General features: G+C 70.9%; 18 protein-coding genes and 1 pseudogene. 5 read left to right on the forward strand and 14 right to left on the reverse strand.

From position 1 onward, the window contains the following. Positions 1-3: 3 nt before the first annotated feature. Positions 4-540, forward strand: coding sequence for a TetR/AcrR family transcriptional regulator (locus PCA76_RS21735; RefSeq protein ID WP_272612314.1), 537 nt, complete (start codon positions 4-6; stop codon positions 538-540). Positions 541-809: 269 nt separating this feature from the next. Then, on the forward strand, positions 810-1,961 hold the full coding sequence (locus tag PCA76_RS21740; protein ID WP_272612316.1) for a glycoside hydrolase domain-containing protein: 1,152 nt from the start codon (positions 810-812) through the stop codon (positions 1,959-1,961). Positions 1,962-2,040: 79 nt separating this feature from the next. Here the strand turns inward: PCA76_RS21740 and PCA76_RS21745 are convergent, their stop codons facing one another. Next, positions 2,041-2,934, reverse strand: coding sequence for a LysR family transcriptional regulator (locus PCA76_RS21745; protein ID WP_272612317.1), 894 nt, complete (start codon positions 2,932-2,934; stop codon positions 2,041-2,043). Positions 2,935-3,026: 92 nt separating this feature from the next. On the opposite strand from PCA76_RS21745, the gene PCA76_RS21750 reads away from it, so the two are divergent. Both PCA76_RS21750 and PCA76_RS21755 read left to right on the forward strand, forming a co-directional pair. Continuing rightward, positions 3,027-3,968 carry a DMT family transporter gene (locus PCA76_RS21750; protein WP_272612318.1) on the forward strand — a complete coding sequence of 314 codons (942 nt, stop codon included), beginning with the start codon at positions 3,027-3,029 and terminating at the stop codon, positions 3,966-3,968. Between the two features lie 133 nt (positions 3,969-4,101). Further along, a pseudogene (locus PCA76_RS21755) lies at positions 4,102-4,245 on the forward strand (DUF4127 family protein); the annotation flags it as partial. Between the two features lie 160 nt (positions 4,246-4,405). On the opposite strand, the gene PCA76_RS21760 reads toward PCA76_RS21755, so the two are convergent. Genes PCA76_RS21760 through PCA76_RS21820 form a run of 13 tightly spaced genes read right to left on the reverse strand, consistent with a single transcriptional unit; the run spans position 4,406 to position 16,576 of the window. Further along, positions 4,406-5,563: an acyl-CoA dehydrogenase family protein gene (locus PCA76_RS21760; protein ID WP_272612319.1), complete on the reverse strand. Its 1,158-nt coding sequence runs from the start codon at positions 5,561-5,563 to the stop codon at positions 4,406-4,408. 12 nt (positions 5,564-5,575) lie between these two features. Then, complete coding sequence (locus PCA76_RS21765; RefSeq protein ID WP_272612321.1) at positions 5,576-5,953, reverse strand: Zn-ribbon domain-containing OB-fold protein; 378 nt, start codon at positions 5,951-5,953, stop codon at positions 5,576-5,578. Beyond that, the gene (locus tag PCA76_RS21770) at positions 5,953-7,095 is read right to left on the reverse strand and encodes an acetyl-CoA acetyltransferase (protein WP_272612322.1); all 1,143 of its coding nucleotides are present in this window, start codon (positions 7,093-7,095) and stop codon (positions 5,953-5,955) included. The genes PCA76_RS21765 and PCA76_RS21770 overlap by 1 nt, the downstream gene beginning before the upstream one ends. Then, positions 7,092-7,535: a MaoC family dehydratase gene (locus tag PCA76_RS21775; RefSeq protein WP_272612323.1), complete on the reverse strand. Its 444-nt coding sequence runs from the start codon at positions 7,533-7,535 to the stop codon at positions 7,092-7,094. The genes PCA76_RS21770 and PCA76_RS21775 overlap by 4 nt, the downstream gene beginning before the upstream one ends. After that, positions 7,532-8,032: an FAS1-like dehydratase domain-containing protein gene (locus tag PCA76_RS21780; RefSeq protein WP_272612324.1), complete on the reverse strand. Its 501-nt coding sequence runs from the start codon at positions 8,030-8,032 to the stop codon at positions 7,532-7,534. Before PCA76_RS21780 ends, PCA76_RS21775 begins: the two co-directional genes overlap by 4 nt. Continuing rightward, positions 8,029-9,255, reverse strand: a complete 1,227-nt coding sequence (locus PCA76_RS21785) for a RidA family protein (protein ID WP_272612325.1) — start codon at positions 9,253-9,255, stop codon at positions 8,029-8,031. The genes PCA76_RS21780 and PCA76_RS21785 overlap by 4 nt, the downstream gene beginning before the upstream one ends. Then, positions 9,252-10,622 (reverse strand): MmgE/PrpD family protein, encoded by a 1,371-nt coding sequence (locus PCA76_RS21790; protein WP_272612326.1) that lies wholly within the window; start codon positions 10,620-10,622, stop codon positions 9,252-9,254. The genes PCA76_RS21785 and PCA76_RS21790 overlap by 4 nt, the downstream gene beginning before the upstream one ends. A gap of 19 nt (positions 10,623-10,641) precedes the next feature. After that, positions 10,642-11,910 (reverse strand): CaiB/BaiF CoA transferase family protein, encoded by a 1,269-nt coding sequence (locus tag PCA76_RS21795; RefSeq protein ID WP_272612327.1) that lies wholly within the window; start codon positions 11,908-11,910, stop codon positions 10,642-10,644. Beyond that, positions 11,907-12,941 (reverse strand): LLM class flavin-dependent oxidoreductase, encoded by a 1,035-nt coding sequence (locus PCA76_RS21800; RefSeq protein WP_272612328.1) that lies wholly within the window; start codon positions 12,939-12,941, stop codon positions 11,907-11,909. Before PCA76_RS21800 ends, PCA76_RS21795 begins: the two co-directional genes overlap by 4 nt. Next, positions 12,938-13,477: a MaoC family dehydratase gene (locus PCA76_RS21805; RefSeq protein ID WP_272612329.1), complete on the reverse strand. Its 540-nt coding sequence runs from the start codon at positions 13,475-13,477 to the stop codon at positions 12,938-12,940. Before PCA76_RS21805 ends, PCA76_RS21800 begins: the two co-directional genes overlap by 4 nt. Then, entirely contained in the window at positions 13,477-15,018 is a 1,542-nt protein-coding gene (locus tag PCA76_RS21810) for a class I adenylate-forming enzyme family protein (protein WP_272612330.1), read from the reverse strand. The genes PCA76_RS21805 and PCA76_RS21810 overlap by 1 nt, the downstream gene beginning before the upstream one ends. A gap of 46 nt (positions 15,019-15,064) precedes the next feature. Beyond that, positions 15,065-15,862, reverse strand: coding sequence for an SDR family oxidoreductase (locus PCA76_RS21815; protein WP_272612331.1), 798 nt, complete (start codon positions 15,860-15,862; stop codon positions 15,065-15,067). Between the two features lie 39 nt (positions 15,863-15,901). Further along, complete coding sequence (locus PCA76_RS21820) at positions 15,902-16,576, reverse strand: isochorismatase family protein (protein WP_272612332.1); 675 nt, start codon at positions 16,574-16,576, stop codon at positions 15,902-15,904. A gap of 223 nt (positions 16,577-16,799) precedes the next feature. Here PCA76_RS21820 and PCA76_RS21825 point away from each other — a divergent pair, with 223 nt between their 5' ends. Beyond that, positions 16,800-17,666: a DUF4437 domain-containing protein gene (locus PCA76_RS21825; protein WP_272612333.1), complete on the forward strand. Its 867-nt coding sequence runs from the start codon at positions 16,800-16,802 to the stop codon at positions 17,664-17,666. Positions 17,667-17,705 lie beyond the last annotated feature (39 nt).

Consider the following 17,705-nt stretch of genomic DNA (forward strand, 5'->3'; position numbering starts at 1 on the left):
ATTTTGGTAGAGGGCCCGCCGCTGCGCGCCGACGCGCAGCGCAACCGAGCACGCATCCTGGACGCTGCCGAGGCCGTCTTCGCCGAGTTCGGCCCCCGAGCCTCCACCGAGGAGGTGGCCCGGCGGGCCGGCGTCGCCATCGGCACGGTCTTCCGCCACTTCCCCACCAAGGACGACTTGCTCGCCGCGATCATGAAGCGACTGCTGACACAGCTCGTCGAGGAGGCCGGACAGCGAGACCTGTTCGCCTTCTTCACCCACATGGTGGCGCAGGCCGCGGCGAAGAAGACCGTCGCCGACCTGCTTGCCGGGTCCGGGGTGAACATCAGGCTGCCCGACGCGGTCGGCCACCTGGAGGAGGCGGTGGGTCGGCTGCTGGATCAGGCCCGAGCCGCCGGAGCCGTCGCGGCCCCGGTACGGCTAGCCGAAGTGATGGCGCTCCTTGCCAGCGTTTGCCAAGGGGCCTTGCACGGTGGATGGGACGAGCAACTGCAGGCCCGTACGCTCGCGGTCATCTTCGCTGGCCTGAAACGCAACTGACCGCCAGCCTGATGGATCTGACCGCAGCGGCCCGTGGGCCTGCCCCTCAGCTGACCTCGGCGCCGGGTCGGCGGCGGCCCTCTATTGCTACTCATCGATTCGTGGTAGAAATCTTTCGCACTGCCCGTTCCCAGGCAATAATTTCTTCAGACGGAGGCAACGTGAGAGTCACTGCCGGGTGGCTGGCGAGTCTCACCGCTGCCGCAGTAATCGTGGCGCCCGCCGAGTCGATTGCTGTGGCCGCGACACCCACACAAGCATCGACTGCAGTGACGCCGCTGGCCACCGGCCCGCAACCCGGCACCTTCACCGGCCGGGGATTCGACACCTGCGCCGCTCCGTCACAGACCACGATGAACGCGTGGCGGGCCAGTTCGCCCTACGGCGCGGTCGGCATCTACATCAGCGGGGCGAGCCGCTCCTGTTCCCAGCCCAACCTCACCGCAAGCTGGGTGGCCAACCAGACCAGCAACGGATGGCGGCTGCTCCCCATCGAACTGGGTTACCAGGCACCGTGCGGCACCCGCACGCCGAAGATGTCCGCCGATCCCACCACCGCCCGGTCGCAAGGCGTCTCCGCGGCCAACAGCGCCGCGAATGCCGCCCAGGCACTGGGCATCGGCACTACGAGCACCATCTACAACGACATCGAGCAGTACCCGTCGAACGCGTCGTGCCGGGCCGCCGTGCTGTCGTTCCTGTCCGCTTGGACCGAGCAGTTGCACGTACGGGGCTACCTCGCCGGCATGTACTCCAGCGGTTCGTCCGGCATCAAGGACGCCTGCGAGGCATACGACAACCCGAGCTACACGCGACTCGACCAGATCTGGATCGCCTGGTGGAACGGGGTGGCTGACACGGACGCCGGAAGTTACTGCGCCGATGCCTACTACGCGAACCAGCAGCGCGTGCACCAGTACGCCGGGGAGGTCACCGAGACGTGGGGTGGCGTCACGATGAAGATCGACCGCAACTACCTCGACGTGAGGGTTACGCAGACCCCGCCGCAGCAGTGGACCACGACCATCGACAACAGCGCCTCGGGCGGGTTCACCGCGAGCACTGCATGGGGCACGTCGGCCTACTCCGGCCAACGGTTCGGCACCGACTACCGGTTTACCAGTCCGGTGTCGTCCAGCGACGTCGCCTGGTTCCGGTCGACCATCCCGGCGACCGGAAGCTATGAGATCTCAGTTTGGTACCCGGCCGACGCGGGCTACAACAACCAGACGCCATACCTTGTGGAGACCACCACAGGCAGCAGGTCCGTCTCCGTCAATCAGCGGGTCAACGGCGGTAGGTGGGTCTCGATCGGCGTGTTCACCCTGGCTGCGGGCACGGGCAACAAGGTCGGCGTGAGTCGCTGGACCAGCGGCACCGGACTCGTGGTCGCCGACGCGGTGCGGATCACCCGGGTCTGAACCCCCTCGCTGCAGCGAGAATTGGCCACTTCGGACGGCACCGGGAGGTCAAGCGCTCGCTACTTGGCCCCCTAGGATTTCACTCCTTCGTGGCGTCCATGAGGGCGTCGATCAGCGCGCCCAGTGCGGGCTGCGACGGCGAGATCTCCCGGACCGCAGCGCAGATCGTCCTGATCGGCTCCGGGCGACGGACCCGGCGGATGGTAACGCCAGGATGGCGGGTACCCAGTCCCAGTCGAGGGATGAGGCTGACGCCGAGGCCAGCCGCGACGAATCCCTGAGCCGTGGCGTAGTCCTCCGACTTCGCCACGATGTCCGGGCTGAAGCCCGCTGCGGCGCAGGCGTCGATGATGGGCTCCAGGCAGGGGCCGGGGGGTTCACTACCGACCCAGGGTTCGCTGGCGAGGTCGGCCAGGTCGATCACCCGTTGCGCGGCGAGCGGGTGTCCGGTGGGCAGCACGGCCTGGTACGCGTCGTCGAGCAGGTGCACCACCTGGATGCCCTGGTGGCTTTCGTCGCTTGGCCGGCGGACGACAATGGCCAGGTCGGCGCTGCCCTGCTCCACGTTTCGCAGCAGATCATCAGGATCGGTCACCTTGGCATCGATCGTCACGCCGGGGTGCTCGCGCCGGACTCGGGCGAGGGCGGGTGCCAGCAGGGTTGGGCCGACCGAGGCGAAGTAGTGGATCGTCAGCCGGCCCGTACGCCCCGCGCGCAGGTCGGCCAACGCGGTCTCGGCCTCGGCGACATGCTGACTGATGATCGCCGCGTGCCTGCTGAGCAGTCGGCCCGCCGCCGTGGGCTGGACACCTCGGCCGACCCTTTCGAGCAGCGCGATCCCGGCCTCCTTTTCCAGCACTGCCACCTGCTGGCTGACGGCGGAGGGGGTGTAGCCGAGGTGCGCCGCCGCCGCGGTCACCGACCCGCTGGTGACCACCGCCCGCAGCACCTGCATACGCCTCACATCAATCATGTAGCAGAGCTTAATGCTCATGCAGAATTTTTTGCTTTTCCTTTCGAGTGGGCCGCGGCACTGTTCATTGGGGGCGGATCAAGGAGGCCAGGGTGAGCGGTGCTGTGGGCAGGACAAGGGCGTGGATGCGGGTGGGTGTGCTCGCACTGCTGTGGGGATCGACCTTCCTCTGGATCGAGCTGGCCCTGGACGCCCTGACTCCGGTCCAGGTCACCCTGAGCCGGTGCGTACTCGGATCGGCCGCTCTGCTGGTCGCGTGCCTCGGCTCAGGTGGACGGCTGCCTCGGGGTGGGGTGGTCTGGGGTCACATCGTCGTGGCGGCCTTCTTCTGCAACGCCCTGCCGTTCGCCATGTTCAGCATCGGCCAGCAGACCATCGACTCCGGGGTGGCCGGTGCGCTGAACGCGACGACCCCGCTGTGGTCCCTGCTGATCGGCATTGTGATCGGCTCGGAGCGCGGGCTCCGGCCGGCCCGGCTGGGCGGACTCCTGCTCGGGTTCGCCGGAGTTGTGCTCATCTTCGCGCCGTGGCAGGCGACCGGGCCGGTCGGTTGGGGCGCTCTTGCCATCCTCGTCGCGGCGGCGAGCTATGCCGTCGGCTTCGCGTACATGGGCCGCAAGCTGGTCGGCAACGGCGTCCCCACCATCTCACTCTCCGCGGCGCAGCTCATCGCGGCGACCGGCCTGACCGCGTTGACTCTGCCAGCCGGCGGCCTGACCACGATCGAGATCGGTCCGAAGACCCTGATCGCGGTCGTGATCCTGGGCGTCGTCGCCACCGGGATCACCTTCCACCTGACTTACCGGATCATCGCCGCCGAGGGCGCCACCAACGCCGCGACGGTCGGCTATCTGCTGCCGGTGGTCTCGGTGGCGCTCGGGGCCATCGTGCTCGACGAGGGTCTCAGCCTCCGAATCACCACCGGCATGGTGGTCGTGCTCGTCGGGGTCGGCCTGACCCGGAGCAGAAAGCCGAGGCCGTCGACGCTGGCTCCAGAAGCGACCCCGGCGGCGCTGACCGCGCCACGAACCTGACCCGGCCAAGCTTCCCGGCATCGAGGCCCGACCGGTCCTCACGGTCGGCCTTGGCGACGCCGCCAACAACAACGAGGGGTACGACGCCGAGGGCCCAGCCGAGCCGCCCGGGTGGCCACACGCGAAGCAGGACATGAACGGACTGGCGGCGTTCGCCGCGGCCAGGGCTGTCGTTGCCCGGATGGAGATCCGCCTGGATCTCGCGGCGCTGCTGTCGTACTCGGGGTGGAACACCGGCGGCAACGCACTCGGCCTGGCGCTCGGCCACGGCACCGCCCGGTGGGCGTACCTGCGCTCCTCCGGAAGCGGGTTCGGCGTGCCCGACCTGCGCGGGCCCGGCCAGGCGCACGCCGAGTACCGGCGATCGCCGAGGAGCGCGGACCACTGCTCCTCGGCGGTCGCCGGCCGGGCACGACGAACCCGCCCTCGTGGGAGTGTCAGACCGTCACGTCGCCGCGTACGAGCGCCTTCGCGACGACGGTCCGCAGGATGTCGTTCGTGCCCTCGCCGATGCTCATCAGGATCGAGTCCCGGTAGAGGCGCTCGACCTCGAACTCGGTGGAGTAGCCGTAGCCGCCGTGCACCTTCATCGCGTCGATCGCGGCCTCGAGGGCCACCTCCGAGCAGAACACCTTGGCCATCCCGGTCTGCCCGTCGGCGCGACCGCGCCGGACCGCGTCGGCCGCCCAGTACGCCATCAGGCGAGCGGCCTGGAGCTGGATCGCGATGGTGGCGAGCTTGAGCTGGATCGCCTGGAACTCGGCGATGTGCTTGCCGAACGCCTTGCGCTGCTGGGCGTAGGCCAGCGCCTCGTCGTGGGCGCGCTGCGCGATGCCGACCGACCGCGCGGCGATGTTGACCCGGCCCCACTCCAGGGCGGACAACGCCTGCTTGAGGCCGACGCCCTCGACGCCACCGAGCAACCGGTCCTTCGGTACCCGCACGTTGTCGAGAAGGATCTCGCAGGACTCGGTGCCCTTGTAGCCGAGCTTCGGGATGTCCCGCAGGACCTGGAAGCCGTCCAGCGTCGCGTCGACGAGCAGCACGCTCATGCCGGTGTGCGCGGGCGTGGCGTGCGGGTCGGTCTTGACCAGCACCGGCAGCGGGTCGGCGTACCGCGCGTTGGTGATCCACATTTTGGTGCCGTTGACGACGTAGTGGTCGCCGTCGAGGCGGGCGGTGGTGCGGATGCCCTGCAGGTCGGTGCCGGCGTCCGGCTCGGTGAGGCCGATGCCGGTCCGCCGGGCGCCGGTGGCGAAGTCGGGCAGGTAGGCCTGCTTCTGCTCCTCGGTGCCGTGTATGGCGATCATCCGGCAGGCCAGGGAGTGGCTGCCGAGGATGCCGGCGATGCCCATCCAGCCGCGGGCGAGTTCCTCGAACACCAGCGCGAACGAGACCGGGTCGAGGTCGAGGCCGCCGTACTGTTCCGGCACGGTGATGCCGAACAGCCCCATCTCGGCCATCCCCCGCACGATCTCCGTCGGGTACCGCCCGGTTTGCTCCCACTCCCGCGCGACCGGGATGATCTCCCGGTCGACGAACGTGCGGAGCAGGGCGCGGAAGTCCTGCTGCTCCTCGGTGAGCGTGAAGTCCATGGGTAGCCTCCGTCAGCGGTGGAAGACCGGCAGCGCCCGGCCGTCGTCGAGATCGAGCCAACCGACCCGGACCGGGTCGCCGATCCGCCAGCCCTCGCCATCCAGCGTGGACAGCACGATCGGACCCTCGCTGAGCCGGATCCGGGCGATCGTGTACGGCACGGCAGCCCCCGGCACGGGTGCCCGGTGCACCACGGTGAACGTGTCCACGACGCCGTGGCCGGACGCCTCGACGAACCCGAGGTCCACCATCGACGAGCAGGCGGTGCACAGCGCACGTGGCGGATGCTGGACGTGCCCGCAGGACCCGCAGGTCTGCAGCGTGTAGCGGTGCTCCCGGGTGGCGTCCCACCAGCCGGCCGTCACGTCGTCGGGTGGCGGCACGTGCATCACCGCACCCCCAGCACGACCGTCGCGTGCGTGGACAGGATCCCGCCGGTGCCGTGCGCCACGGCCACCCGGGCGTCGGGCACCTGCCGGGCTCCCGCCTCACCGCGCAGTTGGCGGACCGCCTCCACCAGCAGCAGCACCCCGTACTGACCGGGATGGCAGTACGACAGGCCACCGCCGGAGGTGTCCAGCGCCAGCTCACCGCCGGGACGGATCCGGCCGTCCTGGATGAAGTCGAGCACCTCCCCCGGTCCGCAGAAGCCCAGCGCCTCGATGCTGAGCGCGGCGGTGATGGTGAACGAGTCGTACACCTCCAGCACGTCCACGTCAGCCGGTGTGATGCCGGCCCGGGCGAACGCCTCCCGGCCGGACTCGCGCGCGCCGGTGACCGTCAGGTCCTCGACCGCGGTCATCGACGTGTTCGTCGACCGTTCGCCGTAGCCGAGGACCCGTACCGGCGGGTGCCGCAGGTCGCGGGCCCGGTCCAGCGCGGTGAGCACGACCGCGCCGCCGCCGTCGGTCACCAGGCAGCAGTCGGCGGCGCCCAGCGGGCTGGAGACCATTGGCGCGGCGAGCACGTCGTCGACGGTCAGCGGCCCAGCGCCGTAGCGGAACGCGGCCGGGTTGAGCAGCGCCCACTCCCTGGCGGCGACCGCGATCTCGGCCAGCTTCTCCCGCGTGCCGCCGTACCGGTGGAAGTACTGCTGCGCCGCCATCGCGTAGTACGACAGCGGGTACAACGGGCCGTACGGCGCCTCGAACTGGGCCTCCGGGGTGTGCTCCTCGACGATCCCGCCGAGGCTGCGCGAGCGCGCGGAGCGCTGGTTCGACGCGAAGCTGATGACCACGGTGGACGCCTGGCCGGCGTCGATCGCCTGCGTGGCGCGGGCGACCATCATCTCGGCGGCCGACCCGCCGACGAACGTCGAGTCGACCCAGCGGGGCTGCTGCCCGAGATACTCGGCGAGCTGTGTGGTGGAGAAGCGGGACACTCCGGTGGTGGCCAGTCCGTCGACGTCGGCGAGGGTCAGCCCGGCGTCGGCGAGCGCCCGGGTGACGGCCTGAGTCTGAAGCGTGAGCGTGGACTTCCCGGTGCTGCCGAGGTCGCACTCGGCCGCACCGACGATCGCGACGTCGGTCACCGCACGCCCGGCCCGTCGGCCGTGCCCAGCAGGACCGTCGCGTGGGCAGGGCGGGCCGCGGGCCGTTGCGGGCCGTACTCGCTGGCCAGGATCGTGGCGGAGAGGTCGACCCGGACGCGGTCGGCGCCGACCTCGACCACGGTCGCCTCGCACCGCACGGTTTCGCCGGCGAACATCAGGTTCCGGAACGTGAACGACAGCTCGTGCACGAAGCAGCGCGGACCGAGCGCGTCCTGCAGCAGCTCGACGAAGAGCGCCCCGAACACCTGCCCGTCCACGACCGGGCCCGGGACCCGAGCGGCGGCCACGAACTCGGGGTCGAAGTGCAGGCGGTACCAGTCCCAGGTGGCGCCGGCGTAGGCGACCATGTCGGTGAGCGTGATGGTGCGCTCCAGCGTGGGCAGCGCATCCCCGACGTTCGGCGGCACCCGAGGTGTCATGCGGCACCCTCCAGGCTGACCAGGATGATCGTCTCCTCGTTGACGGCGAGCAGCTCGCCGTCCTGGTTGGTGTACGTCGCGCGCGAGGAGACCACGAGCATGTCCGCGCCGGTGCGGGTCTGCTTCTCGGTCAGGTCGTGGATCTCCCAGGTCGCGGTGATGACGTCGTCGGGGCGTACCCGGCGGTGGAACGTGTAGCTGTTGCCGCCGCGGACCTGGCGGGTACCGGGGACGTCGAGGTGCCAGGAGTGCCCGGCATAGCCGTCGCTGTCCATCGGGAGGTTCGCGTACTGGTTGGTCTCGCAGATGAGCGTTGGTGGGGCGGTCACACCCGGCAGGCCCTGCGCGCGGGCGAACTCAGGGTCGGAGTAGAGCGGGTTGTCGTCGCCGACGGCCATGCCGAAGTACCGGCCGGCCGCGGCGCCGAGCGGTTCCGGCGCGGTGTAGACCTTCCTCGTGCCCAGCAGTGCACGCAGGTCGTCGGTCAGCAGGCTCACGCCGTCTCCTCCGCTCCGCTGATGTTCGGATACACCGCCGTCGGGAACACCTCGAGCAGGAACTCGGGGCGCAGCAGGGCCTTGCAGATCGCTCCGGTCGACGCCGGCCAGGGCGGGCTGAGCAGCCGTTCCCGCACGCCGGCCACGCCCCGGTACGCCGACAGCGCGGACTCGACGCAGTATTCGGTCGTCTCCAGCAGGTGCTCCGGTCCGAGGCCGGCGTGGCGCAGCAGGTGCAGGATCGCGCCGTACGTCGCCTCGGCCTGCGCCACGATGTCGTCGGGGTGCAGGGCCTGCTGCGTCTGCATGTCCAGCGCCGCGAACCCGGACATGTACAGGGTCCGGCCGGCCCTGACCCCGGGGGCGTAGGTGAGCGTGTCGTAGCGGGACCAGCCGGGGTTGACCAGTTCCAGGGGGTGCCGGGAGGCTGTGACGTCGATCGCGACGAGCGCGTCCGGGTGGTGCAGCCGGCTCATCAGGATGCCGCCCGCGCCCGGGTAGACGCCGGCGCCGCCGAGGCGTTCCCGCCGCACGCGGTGCGTCCGGCGGTACACGTCGCGGGTCTCCGGCGTCGAGTAGTCGTAGGTCGTGACGACCGCGTCGAGGGACAGCCCGACCGCCGTGAGCAGGTCGCCCGCCCGGTCCAGGCAGTAGGCGTACTGCGCGGCGAAGTCCCCCGGGTGGACCACGGCGCCGGTGGCGTCGACCGGGAGCATCGTCGGTAGGTACACCGCGCCGTCGTGGCCGGTCCGCACGGTGGAGGCCTGCCAGGTGCCGGCCGGCCGGGGCTCGCTGGCGGCCAGCACCTCGCCGCCGCCGCGGACCGCATGCAGCTCGACCTCCAACAGCGCGGTACGCCGCACGAGCCGCTCGACGACGACCGTCCGCAGCACGGGCTCGTGGTCGCCGAAGACCTCCCGCCGGACCGCCGCGGCCGCCTCGTACTCGACGAGCCCGGCGACCGTCACGTTCTCGGTGACCCGGGTGACGTCCTGCGGCCCGAACCCGGCGGCCGCCAGGATCGTCAGCACCTTCTCGTACGCGGTGCGCGCCTGCGCCGCCATGTGCCCGGTGACCGTCATCCTGCCGACGGCCTCGTCGAACGCGGCGGAGGTGTGGCCGGAGGTCCAGGCCGCGTCGCCCTCGGCGAGGCCGAGGCAGAACGTGAAGCCGTCGTACGGGAACCAGCGGAAGGAGGGCGGTTTGATGGCGTGTGGGGTCACGGGCGGTCCCTGCCTGTACCGGCGGCGGCCAGCGCCGCCATGAGCGGTTCGATGGTGTCCAGCTCGTCGAGACGGGACAGCAGGTCGACGACGTCTGTGGTGTCGCCACCGGCGTTGCCGTGGAACTTCGCGACGAGCTGCTCGTCGGTCAGCGGGTTGTCCGGGCCGCCCGCGCTGCGTGGCACGCTGCCGGGAACGGCCGAGCCGTCGACGAGCGTGATGCGGGCGGTGCCGGGCGCGTCGGCTGCGGGGCCGCCAGTGGGGGCAACGTGCCAACGCACCAGCCGGGCAACGCGTTCCACCTCGGGTCGGCCGAGCGAGTCCGGCTCGTACGTTGCGGTGGTCAGGTCACCGTCGACGACGGCGGCGGCGATGCTCCACGGCAGCGAGAACTTCGCCGCGTACGGCGACGCCGGTCGCGCCAGGTCCCGCCGGGTGTCGCAGACCGTGGGCGCCGAGTCGGGGTGCACGTCGACGTCGATCGCGGCGACGTCGCCGGAACGGACACCGCCGCGGCGCACCGCGTCGCGGACCGCGTCGATCGCGGCGTGGGAGAGTTGGCACGCCGGGTACGGCTTGATGCCGATCCGGGTGGTCTCCCAGCGGGTGCCGAGCTCGGCGGTGATGGACGCGAGATCGACCGCGCCGGCGGCCAGTGCGTCGTAGACACCGTGCGGGCCGTCGAGGACGTTCGCCGGGCCGCTGGCCCCGGCCGCGGCCAGCCGGGCGGCGAGGATGCCGGCGTGCGCGGCGAATCCCGGGTGCAGCTGCTTCGTCGAGGCTCCACTGTGCAGGAACGCGAGGAGCCCGCCGGCCTGGCTGCCGGCGATGCCGAGCGCGTCGGTCGTCCGCGCGGCGTCGAGGCCGAGCAGCCGGGACGCGACGATCGCCGAGGAGAACACGCCGGCCACCATCGTGGCGTGCAGCCCGCGGGCGTGGAAGCCGTGCGACGCGGCGGCGGCGACCCGGCACACGGTTTCGTAGCCGACGACGGCGGCCTCGAGAACGGCCCGGCCGGGCGCGTCGACCTGCTCGCCGACGGCGAACGCGGCCGGCAGCACCACGGCTGTGGCGTGCACGAGGCCGCCGGCGTGGGTGTCGTCGAAGTCCAGTGCGTGCACGAGGGTGCCGTTGGCGAGCGCGGCGGCCGGCGCACCGACCCGGCCCCGCGACCCGATGATCGTCGCCTCCGGCGGCCCGCCGAGTTCCCGGGCGACGACGACGGCCGGTATCGGCGACGGCCCACCGGGCTCCCCGTGATCGGGCTGGCGCGCAGCCCACCCAGCGCCGTTCCGACCCCGTCGAGCAGGTGCCGCAGCGCTGCGGCCCGGACCGCGGCCGGCACGTCGACGTGGCCCGTGCCCCACTCGGCGAGCTCCTCGGCGATCATCGTGACGTGGCTGTGGTGTCGAGGCTGTCAGGGGTGTCGGGGGTGTTCGCGCCGTGTGCCGGCTCGGCATCGCCGAACGCGCCGGCCGCCCGCAGCGCCACCACCTGCTGCGCGTCCAGGCCCAGGATCTCCTCGGTGACGAGTGCGAGGTCCTCGTTGCGCTGCGGTGCCCGGCGGTAGGTGGGCGTCTCGTCGCCGACCCGCACCGGGGACGCGAGCTGCCGTACCTCGCCGTAGCGGGGGTGGTCGGTGGTGACCACGAGGTTCCGGGCGGCGGTGTGCTCGTCCACCAGGGCCGCGCCGACGTCGTTGATCGGGCCGCACGGAATCGACCCGGCGTAGAGCTGCGTGAGCCAGTCGTCGACGGTCTTCTGCCGGAAGATCGCCTCCAACCGGGGCACCAGGTCGGCGCTGTGCTCCCGCCGGCTGGCGAAGGTCGCGTACGGCGAGCCGGCCTCGGCCCACTCCGGGTGGCCGACGATCTGGCACAGCCGGGCCCAGAACTTCTCCTTCGCGCAGCCGACGACCATCCAGCCGTCCTTGGCCTCGAACGCCTGGAACGGCACGAGCGACGGGTGGGCCGAGTGGTGTGTGCGGACCGGCTGGAACCCGGCGTTCAGGTGCCACGTCGCGGGATAGGTCAGCATCGACACCGCGGTGTCGTAGAGGCTGACGTCGCAGTCCATCCCGACGCCGTCGCGGCGGGCGGCGTGCACCCCGGCCAGCAGCGAGATCGCGGCCACGAAGCCGCCCGAGTAGTCCACCAGTGACAGTCCGGACTTGGTGGGCGGTCCGTCCGGCTCACCGGTCAGCTCCATCCAGCCGGCGAGACCCTGCAACACGTAGTCGTAGCCGGGTTCCTGCTTGCGCGGCCCGGTCATCCCGAACCCGGTCAGCGACACGCACACGATGCGCGGGTTGAGGTGCTTGAGGTCGTCGTACCGGATGCGCAGCTTCTCCGGCACGTCCCCGCGCAGGTTGGAATAGACGACGTCGGAGACCGCGACGAGTTGTTCGAAGACGCCGCGCCCGGCGGCGGTACCCAGATCGAGAGAGATGCTGCGCTTGTTGCGGTTGAACGTCTCGAAGAAGAGCGAGTCCTCGTCCTCGGCGTACGGCGGCACGTATCGGCCGACGTCGCCGCCGGCCCGCGGGTCCTCGATCTTGATGACCTGGGCGCCGAGGTCGGCCAGGTGCACGCTGCCGAACGGCCCGGCGCCGTACTGCTCGACCGCGATGATGCGCAGGTCCTCCAGCGGTCTCACGTGGTCGCTCCCGTCAGCTCACCGATCAGCGCGATGATCTCGTCCTGGGCCGCGCGGATCTCGACGGCCGGCAGCCCGTGGGTCGGCGGGCTCAGCTTCACGGTGTCGGCGATGCCGTCATAGGCCGCGATCCGGGCGGCGACGTCGTCGCGGGTGCCGGCCATGGTGAGCGCGTCGACCATCCGGTCGCTGACGCTGCCCGCGAGGTGGTCCGCGCCGGCACCGGCCCGGAACGCCTCGATGACGGCCTGCTGGTCCTCGGCGAGGCCGTGGAACGCGAAGAAGTCGGCGTAGGTGCGGACCGTGGCGTAGAAGCCGACCACACCGGCGGCGCGGCGGCGGGCGAGTGCGGGGTCGGCGGCCACCGAGCAGCACGCGGAGACGACGACGTCGACGTCGTGGCGCGTCTTGCCGTCCGCGCGGTCGATGCCGAGCGTGAGGTCGGGCAGGATGTGCTCCCGCAGGTACCCCGGTGAGCACAGCTCGTGGCTGATCCAGCCGTCGCCGATCTCGCCGGCCAGCCGGGTCATCAGCGGGCCCATCGCGGCCAGGTACACCGGGATCGGCCGCTCCGGAACGGCGTACGGCCGCTCGTAACCGCGGATGTGCATCGGCTCGAACTCGCCGTCGGCACGGATCTCGGCGCCGGTGGTGCAGGCGTCCCAGAACAGCCGGATGTTGTGGACCGTCTCGCGCAGGTGACCGACCGGCTTGCCGAACGGCACGTTGTGCCATTGCTCGTTGAGCCGGCGCACCCCGGAGCCGAGGCCGATCACGAACCGGCCACCGGACAGCTCGTCCAGGTCGAGCGCCTCCAGCGCGGTGATCATCGGGCTGCGGGTGAACGCCAGGATGATCGAGGTGCCGATCCGTGCGGTCGACGTCGCCCCGGCCAGGGCCGCGGCGGTGCCGGTCGCGCTCCGGTGCAGCTCCGAGGCCCACAGCACCTCGGCGCCCGCGCGTTCCGCCCGGCGCCCGGCGTCGGCCAGCTCCGCGAGCGTCTCCCCCCACGGCTGGTACGTGAGCCTCATGCCGTTTCCTTGCTGTCGCCGTCGAGGGAGAATGGGGACTTCCCCTCCGGGAAGAGGTTTTCCAGCTGTTCGGCGCCCCGGCGGTACACGTAGAACGTGCGCTTGAAGGAGCAGACCTCGTCGCCGTGCTGGTTCAGCGTGCGAGTGCGCACCGTGACGATGCCGGCATGCGGGCGGGACGCAGACTCCCGCTTCTCCAGCACGAGTGACTCGCTGTAGAGCGTGTCACCGGCGAACACCGGGTGGGTCATCCGGATCTCGTCCCAGCCGAGGTTCGCGAACGCGTTCTGGGTCAGGTCGGTGACGCTCTGCCCGACCGCGATGGCCACCGTGAGCGTCGACACCACGAGCGGCTTGCCGAACTCCGACCGTGCGGCGTACTCGGCGTTGAAGTGCATCTCGTTGGTGTTCATGGTCAGCAGCGTGAACCAGGTGTTGTCGGTCTCCGTGACGGTGCGTCCCAGCGGATGCTGGTAGACGTCTCCGATCTCGAAGTCCTCGAAGAACCGCCCGGTCCAGCCTTGCTTGAGCCCCATCAGCCAGTCTCCTTCTGACCACGCGCGAGGTACCCGTCGCGGATCGTCCGCTTGAGGATCTTGCCGCTCGGGTTGCGCGGCAACGCGTCGACGACGTGCCACTCGCGGGGCACCTTGTAGCGCGCCACGTGCTGCCGGACGTGGCCCTCCAGTGCTCCGACGTCGATCCGCGTCCCCGGTCGGCCCACCACGAACGCGGCGATGCGCTCGCCGTACACCTCGTCGGGCACGCCGATGACGGCGACCTCGTCGACCGGCTGGTGGCGGGCGATGACCTCCTCGATCTCGCGCGGGAAGATGTTGACCCCGCCCGCGATGATCATGTCGTTCTTCCGGTCGAAGATGGTGATGAAGCCCTCCTCATCGCGCACGGCCACGTCGCCGACGGAGAAGAACCCGTCCGCGTCGTATCCGGCCCGGGTGGCCTCCTCGTCGTCGAGGTACCCGGCCAGCAGCAGCGGCGAGCGGGCGAACAGCTCGCCGGGCTCACCCGGCCCGACCTCGTTGCCGTCGTCGTCCTTGAGTCGGATCTCGTTCCAGAACCAGGGATGCCCGACACTGCCGGCCCGTTCCAGGGCGAACTCGGGGCGCAGGTTGGTGACGATGGAGCACTCGGTCGAGCCGTACAGCTCATGCACGTCGACGCCGGGGAACGCGGCGATCACCCACTCCTTCAGCGCGACCGGCAACGCGGCGGCGTTGAAGTAGAGCGTCCGCAGCGCCGACAGGTCGTACCGGGCGGCCGGCTCCTCGCAGAACCGGCGGAGGTGCTGGGCGTGCGTGGGCACCAGGAACACCGTGGAGGCGCGACTGGAGGCCATCAGGTCCAACAGCCGCTCCGGATCCCAGGTCGGCAGCACGCTGCACGAGCCGCCGAGCATCGGGGCGGTGTAGGCGAACGCGAACCCCGCGCCGTGGTACATCGGTGCGACGGCGATCGTGCTGCGGTTGGGGCCGAGCCCGTAGTCCAGCCCGACTCCGAACGCGGTGAGGACTCGTCCCCGATGGGTCAGCAGGACGCCCTTGGGCCGCCCGGTCGTGCCGGAGGTGTAGGTGATGCAGAACGGGTCGAGTTCGTCGACGGGGACCTGCGGATCGACCGCGCGGCCCTGTCCCAGGAACGTCTCGTACCGCTGGCCGACCTCGCCGGCGAAGCTGAGCACGAGCGGCAGGCCGTCGAGCAGGCCGTCGACGTTGCCGGCCAGCTCGTCGGCCAGGATGATCCCCCTCGCCCGGGAGTGGGCGAGGATGTAGGCGTTGTCCGAGCTGTTGTTCTTCGTGTTCAGCGGCACGGTCGGGATGCCGGCCTTGGCCATCGCCGCCGATATCTCGAAGTACTCGTAGCGGTTGTTGCTCAGCACCGCGATCCGCTCACCGGGGGCGATGCCGTGCGCGAGCGTCGCGGACGCGAGCCGGTTGGAGCGCTCGTCGAGCGCGCCGAACGTCACGGCGTGGTCGCCGTCGACGACCGCGACCCGGCCCGGCGTGGACCGGCCGAACTCGCGGATCCCGGCGGCCATGTTGAGCTGCACACCCTTCACCCGGTGCCATCCTTCCCTGAGTCATTGATGTGCATGACGGCCCCGGTCAGAGTCCGTAGCGGGCGAGCACGTCCCGCTTGCCGGGGATGAGGACCTTGCGGGTCATCCGGCCGGTGGTGAGCCACGCGATCGCGTCGCCGTTCCTGGTGCTGGTCAGCATCCGTTCGACCAGGTACGGCGCGACGTCGTCGACGTGGTCGCACAGGATGTTCAGCCACCTGCGCTGCCGCGCCACCTGCTCCGGCGCGGCGGCGGCTTCGCGCAGCCACCCCTCGGTGATGAGGATGCCGGGGCGGATCTGGCCGATCCGCACGTCGGTACCGGTGACCTCCTTGGTCAGTGCCCGGGTGAAGGAGTCCAGACCACGCTTGGTGGCCGCGTAGACCCCCATGCCGGGGCGGATCCGGCCGTCGCTGCCCCCGCCGAGCACGTTGAAGACCTGGCCGCCGCCGGCGGTGAGCATGCCGCGGACGGCGACCTGCGACCCGTACACGGTGCCGAGCATGTTCGTGGTGACCATCGTCCGGACGTCCTCCGGCGCGGTGTCGACGATCGGCCGGGTGGTGTTGGCGACACCGGCGTTGTTGATCCACAGGTCGACGCCGCCCAGCGCGTCGACTGCGGCGCTCCACATCCGCTCGACCTGCTCGGCGTCGGTGACGTCCACGGCGAACCCGTGGACCGTCGCTGCCGCGACGGCCCGGGGGCGCAGCCGTGCGACCGCGTCGTCCACGGCCGTCCGCGAGCGCCCCGAGACGACGACGGAGTGGCCCCGCGAGAGCAGCTCGCGGGCGAGCGCGAAGCCGATCCCCCTGGTGCTGCCGGTGATGACTGCCTTACGCATGACTGCTCCTGCCCACTCAAGTCGGGAGAACGGGTCCGATCAGTGGCCGGCCAACCGGGCGACCGCGTCGGCCAGCGGCACCACGTCGGCATACTTGGCGTCGAGGTCGAAGAGGTTGGCCTCGTGCGGGCCGGGATCGCGGTCGGCGCACGCCTCGCGCACCACCATCGGGCGGAACCCGTGTTGCAGGGCGTCCACCGCCGACGCGCGGACGCAGCCGCTGGTGGAGAAGCCGCCGAGCACCACCGTGTCGACGCCGGCCGCGGTGAGCCAGGCGGCCAGGGCGGTTCCGGCGAAGGCGCTGGCGTAGTGCTTGTACACGATGTGATCGCCCGGGGCAGGCGTGACCTGGGTCGGGAAGTCGCCGAGTGGGTTGCCGGCGGCGAACGCGGCCAGCGCCGGGACCTTCGCGGCGAACAGGGGCGCTTCGGCGCAGGACTCGTCGGCGTACCGCACCGCGGTGAAAGCCACCGGAACCCGGGCCGCGCGGGCCGCCGCCAGCAGCGCGGCCATCGCGGCCATCGCGGCCTCCGCGGTGGCCAGGAACAGCGGCGACGAGGGTACGGCGTACGCGGCGACGGGGTCGACCAGCACGAGCGCGGGCCGGGTGCCCCAGCCGAGGCGGCGGGCGAACCCGGCACCGGCGTAGTCGGCATCGAGCCTGCCGCCACGCACGGTACCGCCGGGGGTGGCGGACAGCTCGGCACCATTCATTCGACGCATCGTATGCGCTGGATACACCGTTTCGCTAGGGGGAACATTGCGCGACGACGGGCTTGCCGTGCCCGTGGAAACAGTGTTTCCATTGCAGCCATGCTGGTCCCGGACGGCGCCGATCTCACCATCGCCGGCTGCCGAGCGCCCTGCACCTCCGGCTGGGGGCGCCGCCCGCAAACGCCGCCGGGAAGACCCTGAAACGCGAAGTGAGGAGCAGCGGGTGCGAGCGCACGTCGAACTGATTCACGAGAATGACTACATCTGGCACGTCGGGGAGCTGCCGCACGGCGAGGGCGGGGTCCACGAACGCCGGCTCTCCACGGACGAGGAGGACGGATCGTCCTCGCTGGCGTTGCGGTTCGACAGCGACTGGGGGCGCGGGCCGGGCGTGCCGCACGCCGACACCGAGTTCTTCGTGCGGTCCGGCTCGCTGATCTACGGCGGTCAGGAGATCGGCCCGGGCGGCTATCTTCAGGTGCCCCGGGGCGTGCCGATGGATTGGATCAAGATCCGCGAGGGCTCGTCGGTGCTGCACTGGCGCGAGTACGGCGACTGCGGTTTCGACGTCGGGAAGGCACAGTGGAGTCCGGCCTCAGCGCGGTGGGAGACCGCCGTCGGCGAGGTGACGGTGGTGGATTCCAACGACATGGAGTGGACCGCCGCCCCGACGGTTGGGCCGATCACCCCGCTCTACATCAAGCTGCTGCACCGCGACCCGGTGACCAACTTCTACACCCGCCTGATCCGGGCCCACAAGGGCTGGAGCGACCACCGGCTGGCCCACCACCCCTGCTACGAGGAGTTCTACACGCTCGGCGGGAAGATGGCGTACAACTTCGGCGACATCGACGAGGGCACCTACTGCTTCCGGCCGGCCGGGGTGAAGCACGGCCACTTCGTCGCCGAGACCGACATCGACTGGATCATCCGGTCGGACGGCGAGCTGATCAACTGGTACACCACCGATGAGTGGGTCAAGTGGGGCGGCACGGCGACCAACTACCACGAGCACGACGAGGCGCCGGTCATCTCCACCCTGCCGGTGCGGTCCCGTTCGCGCGGCCCCTGGTCCGGCGACGGGATGTGATGGCGACGGGGTGTGACGCGGCCACGACCACCGCCGCGT

The sequence above is a fragment of the Micromonospora sp. LH3U1 genome, from assembly GCF_028475105.1.
GTDB lineage: Bacteria > Actinomycetota > Actinomycetes > Mycobacteriales > Micromonosporaceae > Micromonospora.

Excerpts from the sequence above, each read along its gene's own strand:
- PCA76_RS21745 (WP_272612317.1), bottom strand. The coding sequence starts at position 2,934 with ATGATTGATGTGAGGCGTATGCAGGTGCTGCGGGCGGTGGTCACCAGC.
- PCA76_RS21760 (WP_272612319.1), bottom strand. The coding sequence starts at position 5,563 with ATGGACTTCACGCTCACCGAGGAGCAGCAGGACTTCCGCGCCCTGCTC.
- PCA76_RS21765 (WP_272612321.1), bottom strand. The coding sequence starts at position 5,953 with ATGCACGTGCCGCCACCCGACGACGTGACGGCCGGCTGGTGGGACGCC.
- PCA76_RS21775 (WP_272612323.1), bottom strand. The coding sequence starts at position 7,535 with ATGACACCTCGGGTGCCGCCGAACGTCGGGGATGCGCTGCCCACGCTG.
- PCA76_RS21800 (WP_272612328.1), bottom strand. The coding sequence starts at position 12,941 with ATGAGGCTCACGTACCAGCCGTGGGGGGAGACGCTCGCGGAGCTGGCC.
- PCA76_RS21805 (WP_272612329.1), bottom strand. The coding sequence starts at position 13,477 with ATGGGGCTCAAGCAAGGCTGGACCGGGCGGTTCTTCGAGGACTTCGAG.
- PCA76_RS21815 (WP_272612331.1), bottom strand. The coding sequence starts at position 15,862 with ATGCGTAAGGCAGTCATCACCGGCAGCACCAGGGGGATCGGCTTCGCG.
- PCA76_RS21820 (WP_272612332.1), bottom strand. The coding sequence starts at position 16,576 with ATGAATGGTGCCGAGCTGTCCGCCACCCCCGGCGGTACCGTGCGTGGC.